This window comes from Clostridium sp. B9 (genome assembly GCF_050509515.1).
Classification (GTDB): Bacteria; Bacillota; Clostridia; order Clostridiales; family Clostridiaceae; genus Sarcina.
Genome location: NZ_JBNWKA010000003.1, coordinates 1,210,229 through 1,232,819 on the forward strand (window position 1 = coordinate 1,210,229; position 22,591 = coordinate 1,232,819).

Sequence of the window (22,591 nt, forward strand, 5' to 3'; positions counted from 1 at the left end):
AGCTATATCTTCAGACCTAACTGCTAATTAAGATGGTCTTTCATCTATATCTAGAAATCAACACTAGTTTAAGACATAGCCTAATAATTATCTTATACTATGTCTTTTGTGTCTAAGAATGCTTCTTGAAGAAGTAATTTAATCATTGCAGGGAATTCTCTGACCATATATTGAACTCTAAGGACTATTGGTGTTTTGGAGGGGAGTCCTTCATTTTTTATGCCCAAATAATCTGCTATTTCCATAGCTCTATATAGATGGAAGTCGCTTGTTACAATAAGGACTTCATCATTTTTAACACCTTGTTCTTCTAGTTTCTCTTGGCTAAATTCTAAGTTTTGAAAAGTTGATTTTGATTCATTTTCTTCAATTATTCTATCTGGATTTATTCCCTTACTTACAAGGAATTTTTTCATGGCTTCAGCTTCTGAAATAAGTTCATTTGAGCCTTGTCCACCAGAAACTATTACTTTGGTATTGGGATGAAGTTCAAGGTAGGCTAGTCCAGCGTCTAATCTTTCTTGAAGTATAGGACTTGGTTTATCTCCATATAGTCCAGCACCTAAAATTATTTCATATTTAACATCTTTAAGTTCATCTATATTTTTGAAAGTCATCATTTTATATGTTAAAAAGCTTTCAAATAATATTAAAGTAGCAAGAAATAATCCTAGTATTATTATAGGTATAAGAACTATTTTCTTTTTAAACAATTTATCACTTCCTTTTCATTAGTTTTTAAGTTATTACACAAATGAATGCAAAGGATAAAAATACATTCCTTTTACTTAAATGTAAGTTTTATCCTTAATATTATTCTCTCATAAAGACCTTACAAACTTGTGATTTAATTATGAAAAAAACATTACGATATTTTAAGAAAGATTTTTGTTGATATAAGGATTTGGTAAAGACTTATAAATATATCCCGAGAATTACTAGATTTATTTAAGATTTCATAGTTATTCTCGTAATATTGTCTGCAAGTTTTATTAAAAAGTTATTTTTACATAGACTAAAAAGTTTTTAATTATTAATAATTAATCAGCATAACACCCATAATAAAAAATTTTTTCTTCCCACCAACCAAATGCAACTATGGCATTTACATCTGTAGTAACTAATTCGCCTAAGGAAACTAAAACTGATTCACCAGGAGAAATAATAATCTGGCTTCCGTCTAATACTAAAGTTGAAATTGGAGAAACAATTCTATTAAAGATTGGAATACCGTTTAATGGTGAGTTAATGCTAATTGAGGACTGAATTTTACCCTTAGGGATTGGTGGAGGGTTAATACCGATATTAGCACAACTTACTAGGCTACTATTTGTTCCAGTAGCAATAGATTTAAGATAAATTGTACCAGATAAGTTGCTACTAGAAAGATTAGTTATTGTTATTGCATTTAGATATATATTAACTCTTGAATTATAAGGATTAAGCAATAAGGCTATTGCTTTACTTGGCTGACCAATTATGGTAGGAGTTTGGCCTATAAAGTAATTTTCTATTTTAGATTCATAAAGATCAAAAGGAATAGATATTGTTTTAAAAGGCTTTTCATATGACATAACAATCACCTATAATAATTTATTTTTTGCATGTTTACTTTATATTATGATTAATTAAAAAATACAGTTACATATTTTTAAAAACGATAATAACATATATGATATTAATAAGTTGAGTTTTAAAGCATAAGTGTATTCTTTAGGAATATAAATATAAAGTAGTTGATTTCTACTACAATTATTTCTAAGGGGGAAAATAAGAATGAATTTTAGAGGTGTAATGAGTAAACGATTACTAGCTGTACTATGTTTAGCTTCAGTAACAACATCTTTATTTACTTTTGGAGCAAGTACTGAAGTTAAGGCTTCACAAAACACTCCATATGATCAAAAGGAGTCTTTAGCACCATTAGGACAAGGATATAGTATTGAAGATTTATTAAATTGGACTCCAGAAAGTGATCCAGATGCTAAATATAATAGAGCGAGTATAGAAATTCAAGACAGGTTTATGGGAGACATAGTTAATCAAAATGCTCATCCAGAGGCAAGAATAATGAATTGTGCTTTAACTAATACTCATAGTGATAATGCCCCTGTACAAGGGACAGAGTCTATAAATGCTTATGTATTCTCATACTGGCAGTATATTGATTCTTATGTTTATTGGGGTGGATCAAACAAAGGAATATTCTTATTACCTACAGCTGATGTAATAGATGCTGGACATAAAAATGGAGTTCCTGTTTTAGGAACAATAGGATTCCCATGGGGAAGCGGAGCTGGATATGTTGAGCAGGTAAGAGCATTCCTTCAAAAAGATGAAAATGGAAATTTTCCTGTTGCAGATAAAATGATTGAAATAGCTAATTACTATGGATTTGATGGATATTTCTTTAACCAAGAGTCTTATGGTTGCAATCAAAATGATGCTAACTTAATGATAGAAATGCTTGAATATATTAGAGAAAAAGACCCAGACATAGTTATTGGATGGTATGACTCAATGACGGTTAGTGGAGGTGTATCATGGCAAGATGCATTGAATGATAGAAATGCTCCCTTTTTCCAAAGTGGAGATAAAACAACTAGTGACCAATTCTTCTTAAACTATAACTGGAGCAAATGGAAGATAGATACTACAGTAAATACAGCAACTGGATTAGGAAGAAGTCCTTATGATGTTTATGCAGGATTAGATGTTCAGCAAAATGCTTATAATACAAATTTTAGAGTAGATCAATTATTAGATGAAAATGATAAGTTAAGAGTTTCATTAGCAATGTATTGTCCAAACTCTACATTCTCAATGGCTAAAGATGTTTATGATTTCTATAATCATGACCAAAAGTTCTGGGTTGGACCAACAGGAGATCCTTCAAGTTCAGATACTTCAGCATCATGGGTTGGATTAGCTAACTATGTTCCAGATAGATCAGCAGTGAATGATTTACCATTTGTAACAAACTTTAATTTAGGTCATGGAGAAGGTTATTATATAGATGGACAAGTATCTAGAGATGAGGAGTGGAACTATAGAGCACTTCAAGAATATCTTCCAACTTGGAGATGGATTGTTGAGTCAAATGGATCAAAGCTTACTCCAGATTTTGATTTCAAGACAGCTTATAATGGAGGTTCATCTTTAAAAATTCAGGGTAACTTAGAGGCTGCAAATCCAAATCATGTTAAGCTTTATAGTACAGATTTAGATATAGAAAAAGCGTCTACAGAATTATCAATTGTTTATAAAACAGAGTCTGCACCAAACATGAAGGTTGGATTATGTTTTGGAGACACTTATGATTATGAAAATTTTACTTTCTTTGATGTAACTGAAAATAGTAATGGAAAATGGACAGAAGTTAAGATTCCGTTAGGAGATCATTTAGGAAAAACTATTTCAGGAGTTTCTTTAGAATTTGCAAGTGAAGCAGATATAGAAAACTTCGAAATTAATATAGGTCAGTTATCTATAGAGGATACTGAAGCAAATAATAAAGGATTAAAAACTAATAAGGTTATTTTAGAAGATTCAATGGTTCATCATGCAAATAGTGCAGAGGCTAGAATTTACTGGGATGGATTAGAGGTTGGAAATGAAGAAGATTTAGCTTTCTATGAAATATATAGAATTAATCTAGATGGTTCAAAAGAACTTATGGGAGCAACCCCAAATGATGCTTACTATGTACAAGATTTCGCAAGACATGGTGATGAAATGAACTTTGAAATTGAAGTAGTTCCAGTAGATATAAATTACAATAGGGGAACTGGTTCAAGGGTTATTTTTGATTGGGGTATAAAACATGATGCAACTGAGGTTCCAGAAAATAAAGAACTTGTTAACTTTGCATTAAATAAGCCGGTCAGAGCTAGTAGAGAAAATAGTGGAGAACCTGCTATGAAAGCCGTTGATGGTACTGTTGAAAATAATAGTAAGTGGTGTGCAACTAATGCATACTCAGGATGGTTAGAAGTTGATTTAGGAGAGCCGCAAACTGTTCAAAGATGGGTGGTTAAGCATGGTGAAGCCGGTGGAGAAGCTAAGGAAACAAATACAAATGATTTTGCTTTAGAAGTTTCTTATGATGAAGGACAAACTTATGAGCCAGTCGATACTGTAAGAGGAAATACCGATGCCATTACTGATAGAAATTTAGTAGAGCCAGTTACTTCTCAATACTTTAGATTAAGAATAGATGACTCAGGAAATTCACCATGGAGTGCAATAAGAATATATGAATTCCAATTATTTGAGGACACTTACACAGAACAAGTTGATTATATTCCTATGAGGTTTGTAAGTGCTAAGAATAATATTGGGTCAGATGATTCTGTAGCGATTACAAGAGGAAAAGAAGGACAAACAGTAAATCTTTATAAATCCATAGGAGATGAAACTCCATTTGCTACTAAAACTATTGATGGAAATGGAGAAGCTAAGTTTGAAGGATTAGATTTAGGAAGTGATGAAGGAAGAGTTTATTATGCTATAGCTGAAGAGGGAAAAGAAGAAAGCTTAAGAATGAGCGCTGAATATGAAAATGAAGCTTGGACTGAAACTAATATTCCAGGAAGTTATGAACTAAAACCTTATATAGCACCAGGAACTACTGTAGAATCTTCAAACTATGGAACATTAGAAATAAAAGGATTAGATGAAGGAGACATAGTAAGTCTATATTCAAGTATGGATTCAATTCTTCCAGAAAAGACTTCAGTTAAGGTTGGAGTAGGAGAAAGTTCTGCAATATTAGATAGAATAGAAGTAAGTAAGGATGGAGGCTCATTTATATTAGAAGTTAAGAATCCAGGTAAAAAGGCTGTTAGATATGAAGTTAAGTATAATGGCTTTGGAGAATTTGAAATGGAAGTAAAAGTTGAAGCTCCAAGAAATCTAAAGGCATTAGATGTTCAAAAAAGAAATGTAAAGTTAGGATGGGAAGCTCCAGAATCAACTTATGGATTAGAAGGTTATGTAATTTATAAGGACGGTAAAAAGATTGCAGAGGTTGGAAAGAATATTACAGAGTATAACGTTGAAAAATTAAACAGGCATACAATTTATAACTTTAAAGTAGCGGCTAAATACTCAAGTGGAGAGTTATCACAAAAAGAATCATTAACTTTAAGAACTGCTAGATAAAAACTTGAAATTTAAAAATTAAAACTACTGTTATTTAATATAACAGTAGTTTTTTATATAATAATTCAATAAAAAAATAGTGTTTTTTTAAATAAAGCATAAAAATATAAAAAAATAAATAAATTTTATACATAAATTGTACAAGATGTGATATTATTTTATTAAATAAAATTTAATAGGCAAACTTAGGGAAACCTAAGGACGCAAAGCTATAGGGACTAAAGTTTAAATAACAATGTTAGCCAGTTGCCAAAAGGTATATATTATTATACATTTTGTTTTATTAATTTTAATAGTTTTAAGTATTATTGACTTATTTCTATATAATTTTATGCATCTTGGCTACTCGTAAAAGAGTAGCTTTTTTTAGTATTTCTTTTGGGAAATGGGCTAAAAACAGGGGGTAAAAACACTTATGTTAAAGAAAAAAATTTCATTAATTATTGTTGCTGCAGTAATATCGAATTTTTCTACGCCTGCTATTATAACCTTAGCAGATGAAGTTCAAAAGGAAAAAGTTGTATTAACTGAAGTTAAGGAAAATACTGAAGATGAAAATTCAACAGAATCTACAGTTAAAAAATTTGATTTATTAAATGCTACTAATATTGAAGAGTATAATAAAGCATTTAAAGTTCAAAGAGAAAAAATAAAGTCAATAATTAATAATGGGGGACAATATGGAAGTTCATCAATAGACAAAGCAATAGATGGAGATCTTAAAACTCATTGGGAAACAGGTACTCCAAATAGAACAGATTTTAAGAATGAGGTTATAATTGAATTAACTGAACCTACAGTAATTAATAGAATAGTTTATGGTGCAAGACGTGATTCTGCTATGGGAAAAGGATTTGCAAGAAAGTTTAAATTATATGCTTCAACAAGTGAAAATGAAGACGATTTTAAATTAGTATGCAATGGAGATTATTCAAAATCAAATAGTGATATAGTTGAGATTAAATTTAAACCTACAGAATTTAAACGTTTAAAATTTGTTTTTGATGAAGCAAATCAAGATTGGGCTAGTGCTGTTGAATTCATGTTATACAAACCAGATGAAATTTTAGATAAGATGAATAGATTATTTAAAGATAATACATTAAGTCAGGTTAATGATGAGTTTAATACAATAGAAAAATTAGAATCTTTAGAAGAGGAAGTAAAAACACATCCTTTATATAATTCATTTAAAGAAGATATAGAGAATGCAAAAATGATACTTAAGAGTAGTAAAATTGAGATGGAAGAGGCTGAAGTAAATAAGTTTAATTTACAAGATAATGAAGAGTATAATAAGCTTTTTGAAATAGATAATAGCAATATAGAGTCAATAAGTACTAATGGTGGTCAATATCTTTCTCAGAATATAAAGAATGCAATAGACGGAAATTTAAAAACTTATTGGGAAACAGGCAGATCAAATAGTAGTAATTTTAATAATGAAGTAGAAGTTACTTTTAAAAATAATACTAAATTAAGTAGAGTTGTATATGGGGCAAGGCCTAGTGACAATAAAGGTTTTGCAGAAGAATTTGAGATATATGGTTCAACCACGTCTAAAGGAGATACATATCAATTAGTTGCAACAGGATCATATTATAAAACAAGTGGATTTATAGAAGCAAAATTTAAAGAAACTGAGTTTAAAAGACTTAAATTTGTATTTAAAAAATCTGATCAAAACTGGGCAACTTTATCAGAAATTAAATTTTATAAAAATGATGAATTAGCGGATAAGGTAGAGAACATATTTACAGATAAAACATACTCAGATTTAAAGGAAGAGTTTAAAAATATTGAATACATAAATGGTTTAGAACAAGATATTAAAGAGCATCCTTTAAAGGATGAGATGAGTTCAAAGTTAGAAATTGCAAAGGAAATATTAGATAATAAAATTGATTCTAAAAATACAAAATTTGTTGCTACTCAATATGGAGATTTAGCTAGATATGGTAGTGAAGTTTTAAGAATGTCAAGTATGGGAGAGAACTTCCAAGTAACAGGACTTTATGCATTACCAGGGGATAAATTAAAAGTTTATGTAAATGCTGAGTCAGGAAAATCAATGCCAAGATTAATATTTTCACAAAATGAAGGAAGTTATAGTAGTTGGAGAAGAACTATAAATTTACATAATGGAGTAAACGAAATAGTTGTTCCTACAATAAATAGAGATGGAAACTATAAGACTAATCCTAAAGCAGGTGGAGCGATATATATAGAAAATCCATATACTCCAGAAGAGCAAGGACAAGCTCCTATTATAAGAATTGAAGGAGCCCAAAGATTTCCTTTATTTAAAGAAGGAGATAATGAAGAGGAGTTTAAAAACTTTTTAGTAGAATATAAGAAAAAATTAGATGAAGATAATGAAGCAGGAACTAATAAAGTTTTAGATATTGCTGAGGTTGATTCAGATAAAATCACATTATCGGGAACTACAACTGGAGCCTATGATGCATATATAACTAAAGGGGTTAAACCAAGTGAAACTACTACTTTTTGGAATGAAACTATGAAGGAGTTATTTAAATATTATGGTTTTGATGGAAGTAGTGAAGTCAATACACCTAAAAACATAAAAGAACATATGAGATTAGCTCAGCCTTTTGGAGCAATGTATGCTGCCGGAGATCATGTTGGTGTTCAAAAAAGTGCTATGAGTTCAATGCTAAATCCAAGTGCCATAAAAGGGGGTTATTGGGGATTCATACATGAAATAGGCCATAGAATGGATACTAATGGGCGTACATGGGGAGAAGTTACCAATAATATGCTACCTATGTATATGGGAGTTCAATTTAATAATATAGATAATAGAATACCATATCAGTCAGAAATTTATCCTAATGTTGCACCAAATGAAAGAGATGAGGAGTTTATCCATGGTGATTATTTTGAAAGTTTAGGATTGTTCTGGCAACTTCAAATGTATGATTCTAATTATTGGCCAACTCTAAACAAACTTTATAGAGAAAGAAAACCATCACCTAAGAATGAACAAGAAAAGAGGGATATATTCGTTGAGTATTCATCTGATGCATTAAATTTAGATTTGTCAGAGTATTTTAAACGACATGGTTTTGTTGCAAGTAAGGAAATTGTAGAAAAGTTAAATAAATATAATAAGCCTTCTAAAAAGATATGGTATTTAAACAACAGCTCTATAAATTATAAAGGACCTTCAATAGATGAGAGCAAAAAACCTACTATGAATTCTGAAATAGAAGAAAATAACTTTGGACAACCTCAACTTAAATTTTCTTCTGATATACCTAAAGAGCAATTATTAGGATATGAAATAACAAGAAATGGTGAAGTAATTGGATTTACTACAGAAACAAACTTTACGGATAAGACAGCACATTCTAATACAAAATATGAGTATAAAGTAAGAGCATATGGAAAAGATTTATCTACTTCAAATGAAAGTGATCCTGTTAACTATGAAGTTCAAAGAGCGTATGTAAACTTTGATAAAAGTAACTGGGAAGCTAAAACAAATTATCTAACAGTTGATAGAATGGAAGCATCAAAAGGAATTGATGAAAAATATTCAAAGTATGGTATTTTCCAAACTAGGAAAGTTACTGATGATGAAATCAAAAAAGGAATAAGAAATCCTATGGAAAGCCCATATCTTTTAATAGATATGAAGGAAAATAAAGACTTTGACGGTTTTGAGTATTACAATTCAACAAATGATAGCAATGGCAAAGGAATGGTTAATACTTATAATCTTTATATAAGTAATGATGGCAAGAACTTTACTAAAATAGTTGATAATAGTAATATACCTCAGGCTTCAGAAAAGGGAAGAAAAGAAATTTTATTAGATAAAACTTATAATGCTAGATTCATAAAGTTTGAATGTGTACAAAGTATTCAAAAAGATGGACTTATGACAGTTTCTGAGTTTTCACCTATTAAAAAAGAAAAAGATATAGAAATGTCAAAGATTCAAATAGTAAATGAAAGCAATAGTAAAGAGCTTAATGGACTTGAAGAAAGAATAAATTTAACAGCAAAGATTAAGCCAACAGGAGCAACATTAAGAGAAATGGAATGGAAGGCAGTAGATGCTAAGACTGGAGAGAAAAGTAAAGCTGTCAATTTAAAAGTATCAGGTGAAAAAGCAATTTTAACACCTAATTCAACAGGAAAGGTAGAAACTGTTAAAGTAATAGCAACATCAAAATATAATAAAGAGATAATGGATGAGATAACTATAACTTCTAATGCTTCACAGATAGCTGAAGATGGAACATTTAAAGATATAGAAAAAAATAGTTGGACAGCTGAAACTAGTGCTCCTACTGATTGGAGATATGCTCCTAATAAGGCCGTAGATGGAAAAACAGGAGAGTATGATATATTCCAATCTGCTAGTCAAGAAGGAACTAAATATTTAACAATAGATATGAAGAATGAATTTAGCTTTAACGGATTTGCTTATCATAATAAAGCCAATGGAAACTCAACAGAAGGACAAGTTAAGAGATATAATTTATATATAAGTAATGATGGAGAAAACTTTACTAAAATAGTTGATAATGGAGTAGTGCCAAGGGCAGATGTAAAAGAGCGTAAAAATATATTACTAGGTAAAACTTATACTGCAAGATATATAAGATTTGAGTGCTTAGAAACTCAGTTTGGTGATGACAAAATGGCTGTCTTAGAATTTAGTCCATTTACAACTGAGGAAAATATACCTATTGATAAAATGGACATTACATCTAAGAAGGGAATACAAGATGTATATGAAATTAATACAATTGGGGAAGGTATTGATTTAGATGTGAAAACTTATCCTGAAAATGCTACTAATAAAGAGGTTAAGTGGAAAGTTCTTGATGCCAAGACTAATGAACCTGTAGATAAGTATGTAACAATAGATGAAAATGGGGTTCTAAAGGGAACTGGCGTAGCTTATGATGGAGAAATTAAAATAATAGCAGTTTCAAAATCTGATGGTAATATAGAAGCTACAGCAAAAGGAATTGTGGTAAATAATACGGACTTAGATACTACTTCTACAATGAGTAAATTTAACTTATTAAACAATGAGAACTTACCTAAATATGATGAAAAATATAAAGAAAATATAGTTAGTATTAGTAATAATGGAAGACAGTACAGTTCAAGTTCTATAGATAAAGCAATAGATGGAAATAGAAATACGCATTGGGAAACAGGTACTCCAAATAGTGATAATTTTACTAATGAAGTGATATTAACTATGGAAAATAGTAATGATGTTGTTGATAGATTAGTATATGCTACTAGACAAGATGGAGCAAGAGGAAAGGGATTCCCTCTTGAGTATGAGTTATATGCTTCAAATGTTGAATCAGGAAATACTTTTAGAAAAATTGCAGAAGGGTCATATAGCGGAAATACTGGAGATTTTGTTGAAATAAAATTCTCACCAACTAAGGCTAAGAGATTTAAATTTGTATTTAAAAATGCTAAAGATGGTTGGGCAAGTGCATCAGAGTTTTGGATGTATAAGGAAGATAAGTTAAGAGCTACTTTAGATGATTTATTTGTTGACTCATCTAAAAATGAATTGAAAGAACAATATAAAGATATAAGCAAAATAAATGATATAGAAAATGAACTTCAAAATTATGAATTAAAAGATTACTATAAGGAAGATGTTGAAAAGGCTAAGGATTTAATTTCTAAGAAACCTGAAATAAAAGTTGAAGATAGCACAATAATTCATCTTAAAGATAACTTTAGCGTAATGGATGGTGTTAGAGGAATAGATAATGAGGATGGAAATATAACTAATAAAATTGTAGTTAAGGAAAATGATGTGAATACTTCAAAGGCAGGAGTATATAAAGTTGTATATGAGTTAACTGATACTTCAGGACGTAAAACCTCTAAGGAAAGACGTGTTATTGTAACAACAGAAGAAGATTATTTAAGTGATATGGATTGGACAAAAGCCGTTTCAGGTTGGAGAAATGTAGAAAAGGATAAGAGTGTTGAAAGAAATAAATTAACTTTAAAAGGAATAGATGAAAATAAAGTTTATGATAAGGGAATTGGAACGCATTCAAATTCAGAAATAGTTTATGACTTAAGTGGAAAAGATTATTCATATTTTATGGCTAAAGTTGGAGTAGACCAAGAAGTTTCAGGAAGTTCAGCTTCATCTGTAATATTCCAAGTTTATTTAGATGGCGAGAAAGTCTATGATAGTGGAATGATGAAATCTGGTGATTCAGAAAAAGATGTGTTTGTTGAAACTAAAGGAGCAAAAGAATTAAAGCTAGTAGTAAATGATGGTGGCAATGGAAATGCTGCGGACCATGCAGACTTTGCTGATGCTAAGTTACTAGTAATGAATTCTAAACCTGTTTTAAATATTGAAGAGGATGCTGTAACAAAGGTAGGTCAACCATTAGAGAGCATAACGGGAAAATATACAGCTATAGATGTTGAAGATGGAAATTTAACTTCAAAGGTTGTTATTGAAGGGAATGTAGATTTCAATAAGGCTGGAGTTTATAAAATTACTTATTCTGTAGAGGATTCAGATGGAAATCTTGCTGAGGCAACTAGAACAATTAAGGTTGTTGACATGAATAATAGTATATATTTAAGTGATATAGATTGGGTATCAGCTAAGAATACTTATGCAAAGGCTAATAAGGATATATCAGTAAGTGGAAATCCATTAAGATTAACTAATGAAGATGGAGAAAGTATAACTTATAAAAAAGGAATAGGAACACATTCAACATCAACTATAATTTATGATTTAACTAAAAAAGATTATGGATATTTCTCAAGTTATATAGGAGTAGATAGAGAAATGTATGGAACAGTAGGCTCTGTAACTTTCGAAGTATGGCTTGATAATAAAAAAGTATATGATAGTGGATTAATGACAGCTAAAATGCCACAAAAATATGTTGAGGTAAACCTTCAAGGAGCTAAAATGTTAAAGCTTATAGTTACTGAAGGAGGAAATGGAAATGGCTCTGACCATGCTAGTTTTGGTGATTCAAAACTTTATTATATAGAGTAAAATTTATATAAGAATAAAATAAAGTACTATACGTTACATAGTAATTAGTAGTAAACATAATAAAGTTAACATCATATATTATTAGTGAGAAAACAAATAAGGATGTGAAATTATGAGGTATAACGAACGTTGTATTACTCAACACACCACAGTTTATCCAGCTTGTGTATATGAAAAATGTAAGCAAGGTCCACCAGGCCCACCAGGGCCTCAAGGACCACTTGCACCTCAAAGTTTTGTTCAACTTTTTGATAGAAATTACACCAATGAGCTTACAGCAAATTCACCATTGAATTTGTCTAATGAAGGTATTAATCCAATTTTTACTACTGGTGAATATAGTTTAGAGACAACACAAGTGACAAATGATACCTTAAAATTCCCTGAAACAGGTTTATATCATATAGAGATATCATTAAGAGCGAGCTTTTTATTATCTAATCCACCACCAGCTTTTGGTTCTGTATATCAAATATTATTCAATATAATGGATACTAATAACACGAATTTGTCATCTATGGTTTACAATGGAATAATACCAAATGATCCTAATGCAGTATTAGAGAATACGCTAACAACTGAATTTCTTTTAAATGTAACTGACATTAATGTAGGATTAAGAATTCTTTTAGGCAATTTTAATTTTGCTTTAGCATTTGAAAATAAATTAAGTGTATTTGATATAATTGTAATTGCTCAAAAATGGGAAAAACCAGTATAAATTAATATATTTAAATAAAGGCATATTAGAGATTTCTCCAATATGCTTTTTATATTTTATTTAATGTAAGCAGTAATTAAAATAATTAAATTAGAAATATTTAGAACTTACATTAATTGTTAATAAAGTATTATAAGTAAATTAAATGTATAGAAACAATTAGTTAGAGGATTTAGAAGTTTTTTAATGAATAAATATTGTAGATGTTTAAATTTATTTATATAGGAGATTAATATGGAACTTTTAATTAGAGAAGTAAATATACAGGATTATAAGCGCATAAGTGAAATTAGGAAAATGGCTAGGGTAAATGAAAATAATTAAAAGGGAGAGTTAATTATGTACGATTATAAATTTATAAATGTTCCAGTAGAAAGAAGATTTAGATCTAATAGGGGAGAATCTTTTGAAAAATGTAAGGAAATAGTAAGTGAGCAATCAAAACAAGGGTGGAGATTAAAGCAAATAGTTGTTCCAGTTAATGAAAAAACATATGCAGATGCACCTTTTTGTTATGAAATAATTCTTGAGAAGAAAATAGAATAATAATTTTGTAATAGAATTTATGTTAAAAAAGTAGTGAAATTTTTACCTAATAATGTATTAATCTCTTTTATGAATCACAATAATATTAATTTTAATATTTATAAATAAAGCTTTAGCTAGTTGAGCATCTAGTTAAAATAGGTGAAAAACAAAAATGTATTTTATAGATAATAAATAATTAAAGTTACTGGTTTTAGTTAGGCTATAAAAAGTTATTTTTTATAGCCTTTGTTAATTATTAAGATATTTTAGAGTTAATTTTGAAATATTCAAAGCAATAATAGATAATACATATAATAAGTGGAGCCAGTAAGTATTTATCAGGTAGTTTAAATATAAAAAATATTATAGCAGTTAATATTAAAAATACTCCTATTACTAGAAAGGTACGACCAATTATTTTAGACATTTCATCTTTATTTACAACATCATCCTTATTATCTGGATTTTCTATATTTCTAAGATAAAACAAATAATATCCTAGTTTGAACTTTTTGTTTATTATTACATCTAAGCCTATTAGTAAAATAATTAGTCCAAAAACTAAAATAATATTAAAAAACATAACAGACAACTCCTTATTAATATATTTAATAATGTGTAATTATATTACATAAAAACCTAAAAATAGAGTTTATACTTAATTATAATACTAATTTTTACAAGTTTTAAATTTTTCTGAAAATTTTTTTGGGATTTTTGGAATATTTAAGAGTTTTAGTGCATATACATATAAAGTCATAATTAAATAACTAGATTTATAGGGGGATAAAGAAATGAGAAAAAGAGGTATCATGAGTAAACGTTTGCTAGCAGTTTTGTGTATGGCATCAGTAACAACTTCATTATTTGGTTTTGGAGGAGTTGAAGTTAAAGCTTCACCTAATATTCCGTACGACCAAAAAGAATCACTAGCGCCGTTAGGAGAGGTTTACAGTATTGAGACATTATTAAACTGGAATCCAGAAAGTGATCCAGATGCAAAGTACAATAGAGCAAGTATTGAACTTCAAGATAGGTTTATGGGAGACATAGTAAATGAAAATGCTCATCCAGAAGCTAAAATAATGAATGTTGCATTAACTAATCCATATGTGGACAAGGCTCCATCACAAGGTAGTGATTCAATGGATGCTTATGTATTTTCATATTGGCAATATGTAAACTCATATGTTTATTGGGGAGGATCAAGTAGAGGAATATTTGCATTACCAACTCCAGACGTAGTAGATAATGCTCATAAGAATGGAGTTCCTGTTTTAGCTACAATAGGATTCCCATGGGGACCTGGAGATGGATATGTAGAACAAGTAAGGGCATTCCTTCAAAAAGATGAGAATGGAAATTTCCCAGTAGCAGATAAGATGATTGAAATAGCAGAGTATTATGGATTTGATGGATATTTCTTTAACCAAGAGTCATATGGTTGTGTAAAAGAAGATGCAGATACTATGATAGAAATGCTTGAATATATTAAAAAGAAAGCTCCTAATATGGTTATAGGTTGGTATGATTCTATGACTGTAGATGGAAATGTAAGATGGCAAGATGCTTTAAATGATAAGAATGCTCCATTCTTCCAAAATGGAGAGAATAGAACAACTGATGAGTTCTTCTTGAACTATAATTGGACACCAGAGAAAATAGAAACAACTGTTAATACGGCAACAGCTTTAGGAAGAAGTCCATTTGATGTTTATGCAGGATTAGATGTTCAACAAAATGCGTATAATACACCATTTAATGATGATTATTTATTAGATGAGGATGGAAAGCTTAGAGTTTCTTTAGCAATGTACACTCCAAACTCTACATTCTCAATGGCTAAAGATGTGTATGATTTTTATAAGCATGATCAAAAATTCTGGATAGGACCTACTGGAGATCCATCACAATCTGATACAGAGCAAGACTGGGTTGGACTAGCTAACTATGTTCCAGATAGATCAGCAATAAATCAATTGCCATTTGTAACTAACTTTAATTTAGGGCATGGAGAAGATTATTATATAGATGGCTTACTTTCAAGAGGTGAAGAGTGGAATAACAGAGCAATGCAGGATTACTTACCAACTTGGAGATGGATAGTAGAATCTAATGGTTCTAAACTATCACCAGACTTTGATTTTACAACTGCTTACAATGGAGGAAGTTCATTAAAGGTTGAAGGTAATTTAGAGGCTGCAAATCCAAATCACGTAAAACTTTATAGTACAGATTTAGCTATTGCAAGTGACTCAACAGAATTATCAATTGTCTACAAGACAGAATCAACACCTAACATGAAGGTTGGATTATGTTTTGGAAAGACTTATGATGAAGAAAACTTCACTTTCTTTGATGTAACTAAGGAGAGTAATGGAGCTTGGACTGAAGTTAAAATACCTTTAGGTGAGCATGTTGGAAAAACTATTTCTGCAATATCATTAAAGTTTGAAAGTGCTGAAGATATTGAAAACTTTAAAATGAATGTAGGACAAATATCTATAGAAGAAACTGCTGCAAATAATAAAGGATTAAAAACTAATGATGTTGTTTTAGAAGAAACAATGGTTCATAATGCAAATAGTGCAGAGGCTAGAATATACTGGGAAGGATTAGAAGAAGGAAATGAAGCAGATTTAGCATTCTATGAAATCTACAGAATTAAGCCAGATGGATCAAAAGAGTTAATGGGAGCAACTCCAAATGATGCTTACTATGTTCAAGAGTTTAATAGATATGGTGAAGAAATGTCATTTGATATAGAAGTAGTTCCAGTTGATGTAAATCACAATAGAGGAGAGGGAGAGAGAGTAACATTTAATTGGGGAATTCCTCATGATGCTACTGAAATCCCAGAAGAGAAAGAGTTTGTTAACTTTGCATTAAACATGCCAGTTGAAACAAGTGCAGAGGGAGCAGCAGAGCCAGGACTTAAGGCGGTTGATGGAGAAGTCGATAATAATAGTAAATGGTGTGCAGCTGGAGCTAAAGATGGATGGTTAACAATTGACCTACAAGAGCCAAGAACTATTCAAAGATGGGTTGTTAAACATGCTGAGGCTGGTGGAGAGGCTAAAGACATGAATACAAACGACTTTGCCTTAGAAGTTTCATATGATGGAGGACAAACTTATCAAGAGGTTGACGTTGTAACAGGAAATGAAGAGGCTATTACAGATAGAAATCTTAAAGAGCCAATAACAGCTCAACATTTAAGATTAAGAATAGATGACTCAGGTAACTCACCATGGGGAGCTATAAGAATATATGAGTTCCAATTATATGAGGATACTTTTGTGGATCAAACAGAAGAAATACCTATGAGATTTGTATATGCTAATAATAACAAAGGAGCCAATGATACTGTTCTAGTTACTAGAGGTAAAGAAGGACAAACTGTTAACCTTTATAAGGCATTAAATGAGGAAATGCCTTTTGCAACAGGAACTATAAACGTTGATGGTGAAGTTCAATTTGAAGGATTAGACTTAGGAAAAGAAGGCGGAAGAGTTTACTATGGAATATCTGAAGAGGGAAAAGAAGAGAGTTTAAGAATGAGTGTTGCCTTTGAGGGAGAAGATTGGGAATATTCAAAGGCTCCAGAAGAGTTTGAATTAAGTCCTTATAAAGCGCCAGGAATGGAAGAGGTAAACCCTAATTATGGTACTTTAGAAATAGAGGATTTAGAGGAAGGTGATGTAGTAAGTATATTCACAGATGCTTCATCAGTATTCCCAGATAAGTCAAGTGTACCAGTAGCCAAAGGTGACGATACTGCTAGATTAGAAAGAATACCTGTAAATCCAGAAGGTGGGGTATTATCACTAGAAATAAAGTCAGAAGGTAAAAAAGCTAGAAGAATTGAAGTTCCATACTCAGGATTTGGTGAAATAGAAATGGAGATAGGCAAGGGTAAGCCTGAAAACTTTAGAGCTTTAGATGTTCAGAAGAAGAGTTTAACTTTAGCTTGGGAGGCTCCAGAGAATAGTTATGGATTAGATGGATATATAATCTATAAGGATGGTAAGAAAGTAGGAGAACTTTCAGCTGATACTACTGAATTAAAGGTTGATGGATTAAATAGACATACAATTTATAACTTTAAGGTAGCAGCTAAATATTCAGGAGGAAAAACATCAGGAAAACAGCCTCTAACAGTAAGAACAGCTAGATAGGATTTTAAAACTTAATAAAAAAGATATTAATCAACTTTCAATGATTAATATCTTTTTTTATTAATATCTCTTAAAACATAGTCTAATCAATGTATAGTTAAATTATTTAAAAGAATTTGAATTTTTAATTTATTATAAATCTATTAAAAGATAAATTTCTTTGAACTTTAATAAATTTTGAAGGAATTTAATTATATTGGAAGAAAGTAGTTTAGGTAGTGTTTATATTTAGGAGGGAAAATGAGTAGGGGAAAAAGTGATTTATATTCAAAAAAGAAAGAGACTTTAATTCAACTAATAATAGGAGTGTTATTTGGAGTCTTAGGATTTTTTATATTCTTAGTATATAGTAAGGATATTTTTAATATTAAAACATTAACTAGTAGTATTTCTTTATGGATAAAAATAGGGATATTTATAGGTGCATACATATTTTCAGTAGCTTTACATGAATTAGGACATTTCATTACTTTTATAAGAAATGGAATAAAGATGAGAGCTTTATATATAATGTTTTTGTTATTTATAAAGAAAAATGGAAAGTGGAGTTTTAGATTTAGATTCAATTCAGTAATGCTTGGAGGAGGAGTGGCTATACCTTATATTCCAAAGATAAAAAGTGAGGAGGAGTTAAAATACTATCAAAAATCTTTTGCTAATTCAATCATAGCTGCACCTATAGTAACAATATTAATACCAGTAGTTTTTGGGTTAATAACTTTCTTAATAGGAATAACTTCTTCTAATGGTACTTTAAAAGGAGTTTTTTTATTTATAACTATTTCTTTATTTATTATAAATAGTTTCTTGGCTTTGTCTTGTTTAATAAAAAATGAACTTGCTATTGGTGATTTCCCAGCTTATAAAATGTGCAAAGAGGATAAGGAATTCATGGCTATTATGCTTCAGCAGTATAGAACTATGCAGGGAGAATATGAGTCTAAGGAGAGCTATTTAAGTACAATGCTTAATGAGTATATTAAAGAAGAGTTTGAGAGTAAATCTTTAAACATATTTACATTGGGAGTCATAGGAAACTCTTTAAGCATAACTTTATCTGATAAAGGTGATATTTTAAGCAATATAGAGGACTATATAAAATATTTTGAAAATAATCCATATGTATTATTAAATCATAAGTTTTTAGGTGCAAAAGTAGTATTGTTTTCTGTAATAGAGTATTTAGCCATTGAAAAAGGAGAATATCATAGAGCTAAATTGTTGTATGATAAAGCTAGTGAGACGTTAAATAATGATAAGAAAAATGAGATTGTAGATTATCATATAAAGCAGTGTGAACATTTATTTGGCATAAGTGATAATAGAGAGTTTTTATCTGATAGGAGAAATATTAAACCTTCTGAAGAATGGCCAATATGGAGCATTTTTGATGAGTACTATGAAATTGAAGAGAGTATAAATGAGAAAATCTTTAAGTGGAGAATGACTAATTAAATAAGTAATTAAAGGCTAAATTGATTTAGGACTTACACTATAATAGGTACAGAATTTAGGTTAATATTCCATAATGGTAAACCACTACTATGAAAATTTAAAGTCATAGTGGTTCTTACCTTTTTATGTGAAAATCTTATAATAATAGTAGGTTACATTTTAAGTGAGTGTTGATTTTTAGTTATATATTAAAGATATTTTAAAATCAATACTTGATTAGAACACAATATAATACTGTAATTGGAGGATTGTAACATGAAGGTTGGAATTATTATGGGAGGAATTTCTTCTGAGAGAGAAGTTTCTTTAGCAAGTGGAGAATCAATTTTTAATCACATAAATAAAGAAAAATATGATGTGTGTAAAATAGTTATAGATAGTAAAAGTGATATTATAGAGAAAGTAAAAGGATTAGACTTTGCTTTGCTAGCATTACATGGAAAGTTTGGAGAAGATGGTACAGTACAAGCTTTCTTAGATATTATGAACATACCATATTCAGGATGTGGTGCTTTAAGTAGCGGATTATGTATGGACAAAAATTTAAGTAAGAAGCTTTTAAGAGATGAAAACATAAGAACTGCTAATTGGACTACAGTTAAATCAGTAGAAGATATAGATTATGATAAGATTGAGAAAATTGGATATCCTGTTTTTGTTAAGCCTAATAGTGGTGGATCAAGTGTTGCAACATTTAAGGTTTATAGAAAAGATGATATAGAAAAAGCTGTTTTAGAGGGATTAAAGTATGATGAAGAGGTAATGATTGAGGAGTTTATAAAAGGAATAGAGATTACTTGCCCTATATTTAATGGAGAACTTTTCCCTATTCTTGAGATAAAAGCCAAAACAGATTTTTATGATTATGAGCAGAAATATTCAGAAAATGGAGCTGAACATTTACCGGTAGAGTTAGAGCATTCTCTATATAATGAAGTTAAATCTATGGCATTAAAAACATTTGAAACTTTAAAATGTGAAGTTTATGCAAGAGTAGATATGATAATTTCTGAAGAAGGAATTCCTTATATATTAGAAATAAATACTTTACCAGGAATGACAGCTACAAGCTTATTCCCTCAAAGTGCTGGGGAAAGAGGAATAAGTTATTCAGATTTCATAGATTTAATTATAGAAACCTCATTAAGAAAATATAATTAAGAAACTACACCCTAAGTCATGTATAATATAATTATGTGATTTAGGGTTATTTTGAATAATTCTAATTATTAGTGTATATTAATTAAAAAGACAATAATATTTATGCATATGAAAAGAGGGGTACAATGGATTTATTTGTTTCAGATTTAGATGGTACTTTATTAAATAAAGATCAAATTATATCAGATTATTCAAAAAAGGAACTTAATAGAATTATAAATACAGGTGTTAATTTTGCTATAGCAACGGCAAGAAGTCCTGCTACTGTTTCTGAAATATTAGACGGAATAGAAATAAAGACTCCAGTAGTTCTTATGAATGGTGTCATTATTTATGATATTGAAAATAATAAATACATAGACGTTAAGGAAATAGATAAGGCAAGTGTTAAGAAAGTAATTGAAATATTGGAAGGTTATAATAAGACTTTTTTCCTTTATGGAATAAAAGATGACCATTTATGGGTTTATCATATGGACTTTACATATGAATTTGAAGAGCAATATTATAAAGACAGATTTAATAAACCATTAAAGACATTTAAAAAAGTAGACAATTATTTAGATGTTATAGATGATAATCAAATAATAAACTTTGTTTTCTTTGAAAATAATGAAAAGATAGCTAGAGAGATGTTTGCAAAGATATTAGAAGTTGATGGGGTAACAGGTAGTTGTTATAAAGACATATATAATGAAGGTGCATTTTTCTTAGATGTCTTCAATAAAGATGCATCTAAAGCAAATGGAATAAAGTTTTTAGCAGACTATGTTGATCATAGCAAAGTTATAACTTTTGGTGATGGAGAAAATGATATTCCAATGTTTGAAATAGCTGATGAGTGTTATGCTTTAGATAACGCTTGTGATGAATTAAAAAATATATCAACTAAAGTTATAGGAAATAACAATGAAGATGCTGTTGTTAAGTTTTTAGTTGAAAGATTAAAATAATAGCAGTTATTTATTTGTAGAAATATAAAAAGTGGACAAACAGTATTGTCCACTTTTTATATTAATCTAATTTTTAATCAATGAAATAATCAACATTAGTACTTCCATCTTGTAATGTTGCTGTTATTAAACCATTAAAAGTTCCATCAAAAACTTTAATGAAAAATCTTTTTTCAGGTAGTTGGAATCTTATATCATAATCACTAAAATGATTATCTACAATTCCAATTTCACAGCTTTTAACTTTTAAATCTCTATTATCACCATAAGCTATAGTAAAAGTTTTATTATTTTCAAGAATCACTTTGGAAAAACTAATTAATGCTTCACTTTCGCCTTGTTCAGAGGCTCTTATACATTTATAATACAACCCACCAAGTTTTTCTTCATATACATTCAAGTATTTATAATTTTCATCACCTTGTTTTGTGCTTAAGACAATATTAAATTTTTTATTATTAAATTCAAAGTTCTGAACATCTTCAACTCTTACATCTGTTCCCCAGTATCTATCAGTACCTTTGCCGAAAGGATCACCAACAAATATGTTATTAGATTTATCCATGTATATAATACCATAAAACAATAGGAATAATACAAATGGAGCAATAAGTATAAGTTTGTATTTTAGCGAAATATTATAATTCTTCATATAGCCTCCTTAAAATAATCTATACATTAATTAAATCAATATAAATGAAAAAATTCAATAATATGGAAAGTGGGAAGGGTTAATATTCTATTAAATTTTTGTTTGTTTAGTGTTGCAGTTAAGATTTTTTATTATTAAGATTACAAATAAGTAAAATAGTATAAAAGTAAACTATTTTAAGGAAAGGTGAGATATTGATATTTTTCAAAGATTTAAGGAATTTATTGCGGTTTGATAGAGCATTTTCTGAAGGGTATAATAAATTTTATAGTACATAATTTTATTATGTATGAAATCTTTACTTACGGGATATAAATATAATAAAGTTGTTTATATTTGAGGGGGAGTAGCACATGTTCAAAGATGAACTTAAAAATTTATTAAATAAAAATGGGACTGTGGAATTAGTTCTTTATGATGATGAACTAAACCTATACGCTATGACACTATGTGATGAGTGCCAATGCGATGTAATAAAAGAGCTTGGTATAAAAGGGAATGGAGTAGAGAATTTAGGAGAAATAGTACATTCTTTAGGGTATGACTTTGTTTCACTAAAAGATTATTATGAGAATGGAACTTATGATGAATATGGCAATAAAATGACTTGTTGCTGTGATGATGATTCTTATAAAGTTATAAAAGTTAACTTTAACAAAGATAATGAAGATGATTATTACATGGCATGGGCATCTATCTAAGCTACTTAAATTAAGTAGCTTTCTA

13 protein-coding genes and 1 riboswitch are annotated in these 22,591 nt (G+C 29.5%); of the genes, 9 read left to right on the forward strand and 4 right to left on the reverse strand.

The genetic code is table 11. The features are described from left to right. Positions 1-92: 92 nt before the first annotated feature. The gene (locus tag ACQZHJ_RS05495) at positions 93-713 is read right to left on the reverse strand and encodes a YdcF family protein (RefSeq protein ID WP_430484536.1); all 621 of its coding nucleotides are present in this window, start codon (positions 711-713) and stop codon (positions 93-95) included. Positions 714-1,040: 327 nt separating this feature from the next. Beyond that, positions 1,041-1,574, reverse strand: a complete 534-nt coding sequence (locus tag ACQZHJ_RS05500) for a DUF6143 family protein (RefSeq protein ID WP_430484537.1) — start codon at positions 1,572-1,574, stop codon at positions 1,041-1,043. Positions 1,575-1,776: 202 nt separating this feature from the next. On the opposite strand from ACQZHJ_RS05500, the gene ACQZHJ_RS05505 reads away from it, so the two are divergent. From ACQZHJ_RS05505 to ACQZHJ_RS05520, 4 genes are all read left to right on the forward strand, one after another. Beyond that, on the forward strand, positions 1,777-5,163 hold the full coding sequence (locus tag ACQZHJ_RS05505; RefSeq protein WP_430484538.1) for an endo-beta-N-acetylglucosaminidase: 3,387 nt from the start codon (positions 1,777-1,779) through the stop codon (positions 5,161-5,163). A gap of 168 nt (positions 5,164-5,331) precedes the next feature. After that, positions 5,332-5,417, forward strand: a riboswitch (cyclic di-GMP riboswitch). A gap of 161 nt (positions 5,418-5,578) precedes the next feature. Beyond that, positions 5,579-12,217, forward strand: a complete 6,639-nt coding sequence (locus tag ACQZHJ_RS05510; protein ID WP_430484539.1) for an NPCBM/NEW2 domain-containing protein — start codon at positions 5,579-5,581, stop codon at positions 12,215-12,217. Positions 12,218-12,329: 112 nt separating this feature from the next. Next, positions 12,330-12,938: a hypothetical protein gene (locus tag ACQZHJ_RS05515; protein WP_430484540.1), complete on the forward strand. Its 609-nt coding sequence runs from the start codon at positions 12,330-12,332 to the stop codon at positions 12,936-12,938. A gap of 339 nt (positions 12,939-13,277) precedes the next feature. Continuing rightward, complete coding sequence (locus tag ACQZHJ_RS05520) at positions 13,278-13,484, forward strand: DUF4177 domain-containing protein (RefSeq protein WP_430484541.1); 207 nt, start codon at positions 13,278-13,280, stop codon at positions 13,482-13,484. A gap of 238 nt (positions 13,485-13,722) precedes the next feature. Here ACQZHJ_RS05520 and ACQZHJ_RS05525 read toward each other — a convergent pair whose 3' ends face one another. Further along, entirely contained in the window at positions 13,723-14,049 is a 327-nt protein-coding gene (locus tag ACQZHJ_RS05525; protein WP_430484542.1) for a hypothetical protein, read from the reverse strand. A gap of 211 nt (positions 14,050-14,260) precedes the next feature. Between ACQZHJ_RS05525 and ACQZHJ_RS05530 the strand changes: the two genes are divergently transcribed. The 4 genes from ACQZHJ_RS05530 to ACQZHJ_RS05545 all read left to right on the forward strand — a co-directional run bounded on the left by ACQZHJ_RS05530 (position 14,261) and on the right by ACQZHJ_RS05545 (position 21,213). Then, positions 14,261-17,644, forward strand: coding sequence for an endo-beta-N-acetylglucosaminidase (locus ACQZHJ_RS05530; protein WP_430484543.1), 3,384 nt, complete (start codon positions 14,261-14,263; stop codon positions 17,642-17,644). Between the two features lie 240 nt (positions 17,645-17,884). Beyond that, a complete protein-coding gene (locus ACQZHJ_RS05535; protein ID WP_430484544.1) occupies positions 17,885-19,099 on the forward strand; it encodes a M50 family metallopeptidase in 1,215 nt (404 codons plus the stop codon). A 255-nt stretch (positions 19,100-19,354) separates the two neighbouring features. Next, on the forward strand, positions 19,355-20,260 hold the full coding sequence (locus ACQZHJ_RS05540; protein ID WP_430484545.1) for a D-alanine--D-alanine ligase: 906 nt from the start codon (positions 19,355-19,357) through the stop codon (positions 20,258-20,260). 125 nt (positions 20,261-20,385) lie between these two features. After that, the gene (locus ACQZHJ_RS05545; protein WP_430484546.1) at positions 20,386-21,213 is read left to right on the forward strand and encodes an HAD family hydrolase; all 828 of its coding nucleotides are present in this window, start codon (positions 20,386-20,388) and stop codon (positions 21,211-21,213) included. Positions 21,214-21,286: 73 nt separating this feature from the next. On the opposite strand, the gene ACQZHJ_RS05550 is transcribed toward ACQZHJ_RS05545, so the two are convergent. Next, positions 21,287-21,865 (reverse strand): hypothetical protein, encoded by a 579-nt coding sequence (locus ACQZHJ_RS05550; RefSeq protein ID WP_430484547.1) that lies wholly within the window; start codon positions 21,863-21,865, stop codon positions 21,287-21,289. 353 nt (positions 21,866-22,218) lie between these two features. Here ACQZHJ_RS05550 and ACQZHJ_RS05555 point away from each other — a divergent pair, with 353 nt between their 5' ends. Then, on the forward strand, positions 22,219-22,566 hold the full coding sequence (locus ACQZHJ_RS05555; protein ID WP_430484548.1) for a hypothetical protein: 348 nt from the start codon (positions 22,219-22,221) through the stop codon (positions 22,564-22,566). Positions 22,567-22,591 lie beyond the last annotated feature (25 nt).

What these genes read in the sequence shown, in the direction of transcription:
- ACQZHJ_RS05500 (WP_430484537.1), bottom strand. Translation starts at nt 1,574, where the DNA reads ATGTCATATGAAAAGCCTTTTAAAACAATATCTATTCCTTTTGATCTT.
- ACQZHJ_RS05505 (WP_430484538.1), top strand. Translation starts at nt 1,777, where the DNA reads ATGAATTTTAGAGGTGTAATGAGTAAACGATTACTAGCTGTACTATGT.
- ACQZHJ_RS05510 (WP_430484539.1), top strand. Translation starts at nt 5,579, where the DNA reads ATGTTAAAGAAAAAAATTTCATTAATTATTGTTGCTGCAGTAATATCG.
- ACQZHJ_RS05515 (WP_430484540.1), top strand. Translation starts at nt 12,330, where the DNA reads ATGAGGTATAACGAACGTTGTATTACTCAACACACCACAGTTTATCCA.
- ACQZHJ_RS05520 (WP_430484541.1), top strand. Translation starts at nt 13,278, where the DNA reads ATGTACGATTATAAATTTATAAATGTTCCAGTAGAAAGAAGATTTAGA.
- ACQZHJ_RS05525 (WP_430484542.1), bottom strand. Translation starts at nt 14,049, where the DNA reads ATGTTTTTTAATATTATTTTAGTTTTTGGACTAATTATTTTACTAATA.
- ACQZHJ_RS05530 (WP_430484543.1), top strand. Translation starts at nt 14,261, where the DNA reads ATGAGAAAAAGAGGTATCATGAGTAAACGTTTGCTAGCAGTTTTGTGT.
- ACQZHJ_RS05535 (WP_430484544.1), top strand. Translation starts at nt 17,885, where the DNA reads ATGAGTAGGGGAAAAAGTGATTTATATTCAAAAAAGAAAGAGACTTTA.
- ACQZHJ_RS05540 (WP_430484545.1), top strand. Translation starts at nt 19,355, where the DNA reads ATGAAGGTTGGAATTATTATGGGAGGAATTTCTTCTGAGAGAGAAGTT.
- ACQZHJ_RS05545 (WP_430484546.1), top strand. Translation starts at nt 20,386, where the DNA reads ATGGATTTATTTGTTTCAGATTTAGATGGTACTTTATTAAATAAAGAT.
- ACQZHJ_RS05550 (WP_430484547.1), bottom strand. Translation starts at nt 21,865, where the DNA reads ATGAAGAATTATAATATTTCGCTAAAATACAAACTTATACTTATTGCT.
- ACQZHJ_RS05555 (WP_430484548.1), top strand. Translation starts at nt 22,219, where the DNA reads ATGTTCAAAGATGAACTTAAAAATTTATTAAATAAAAATGGGACTGTG.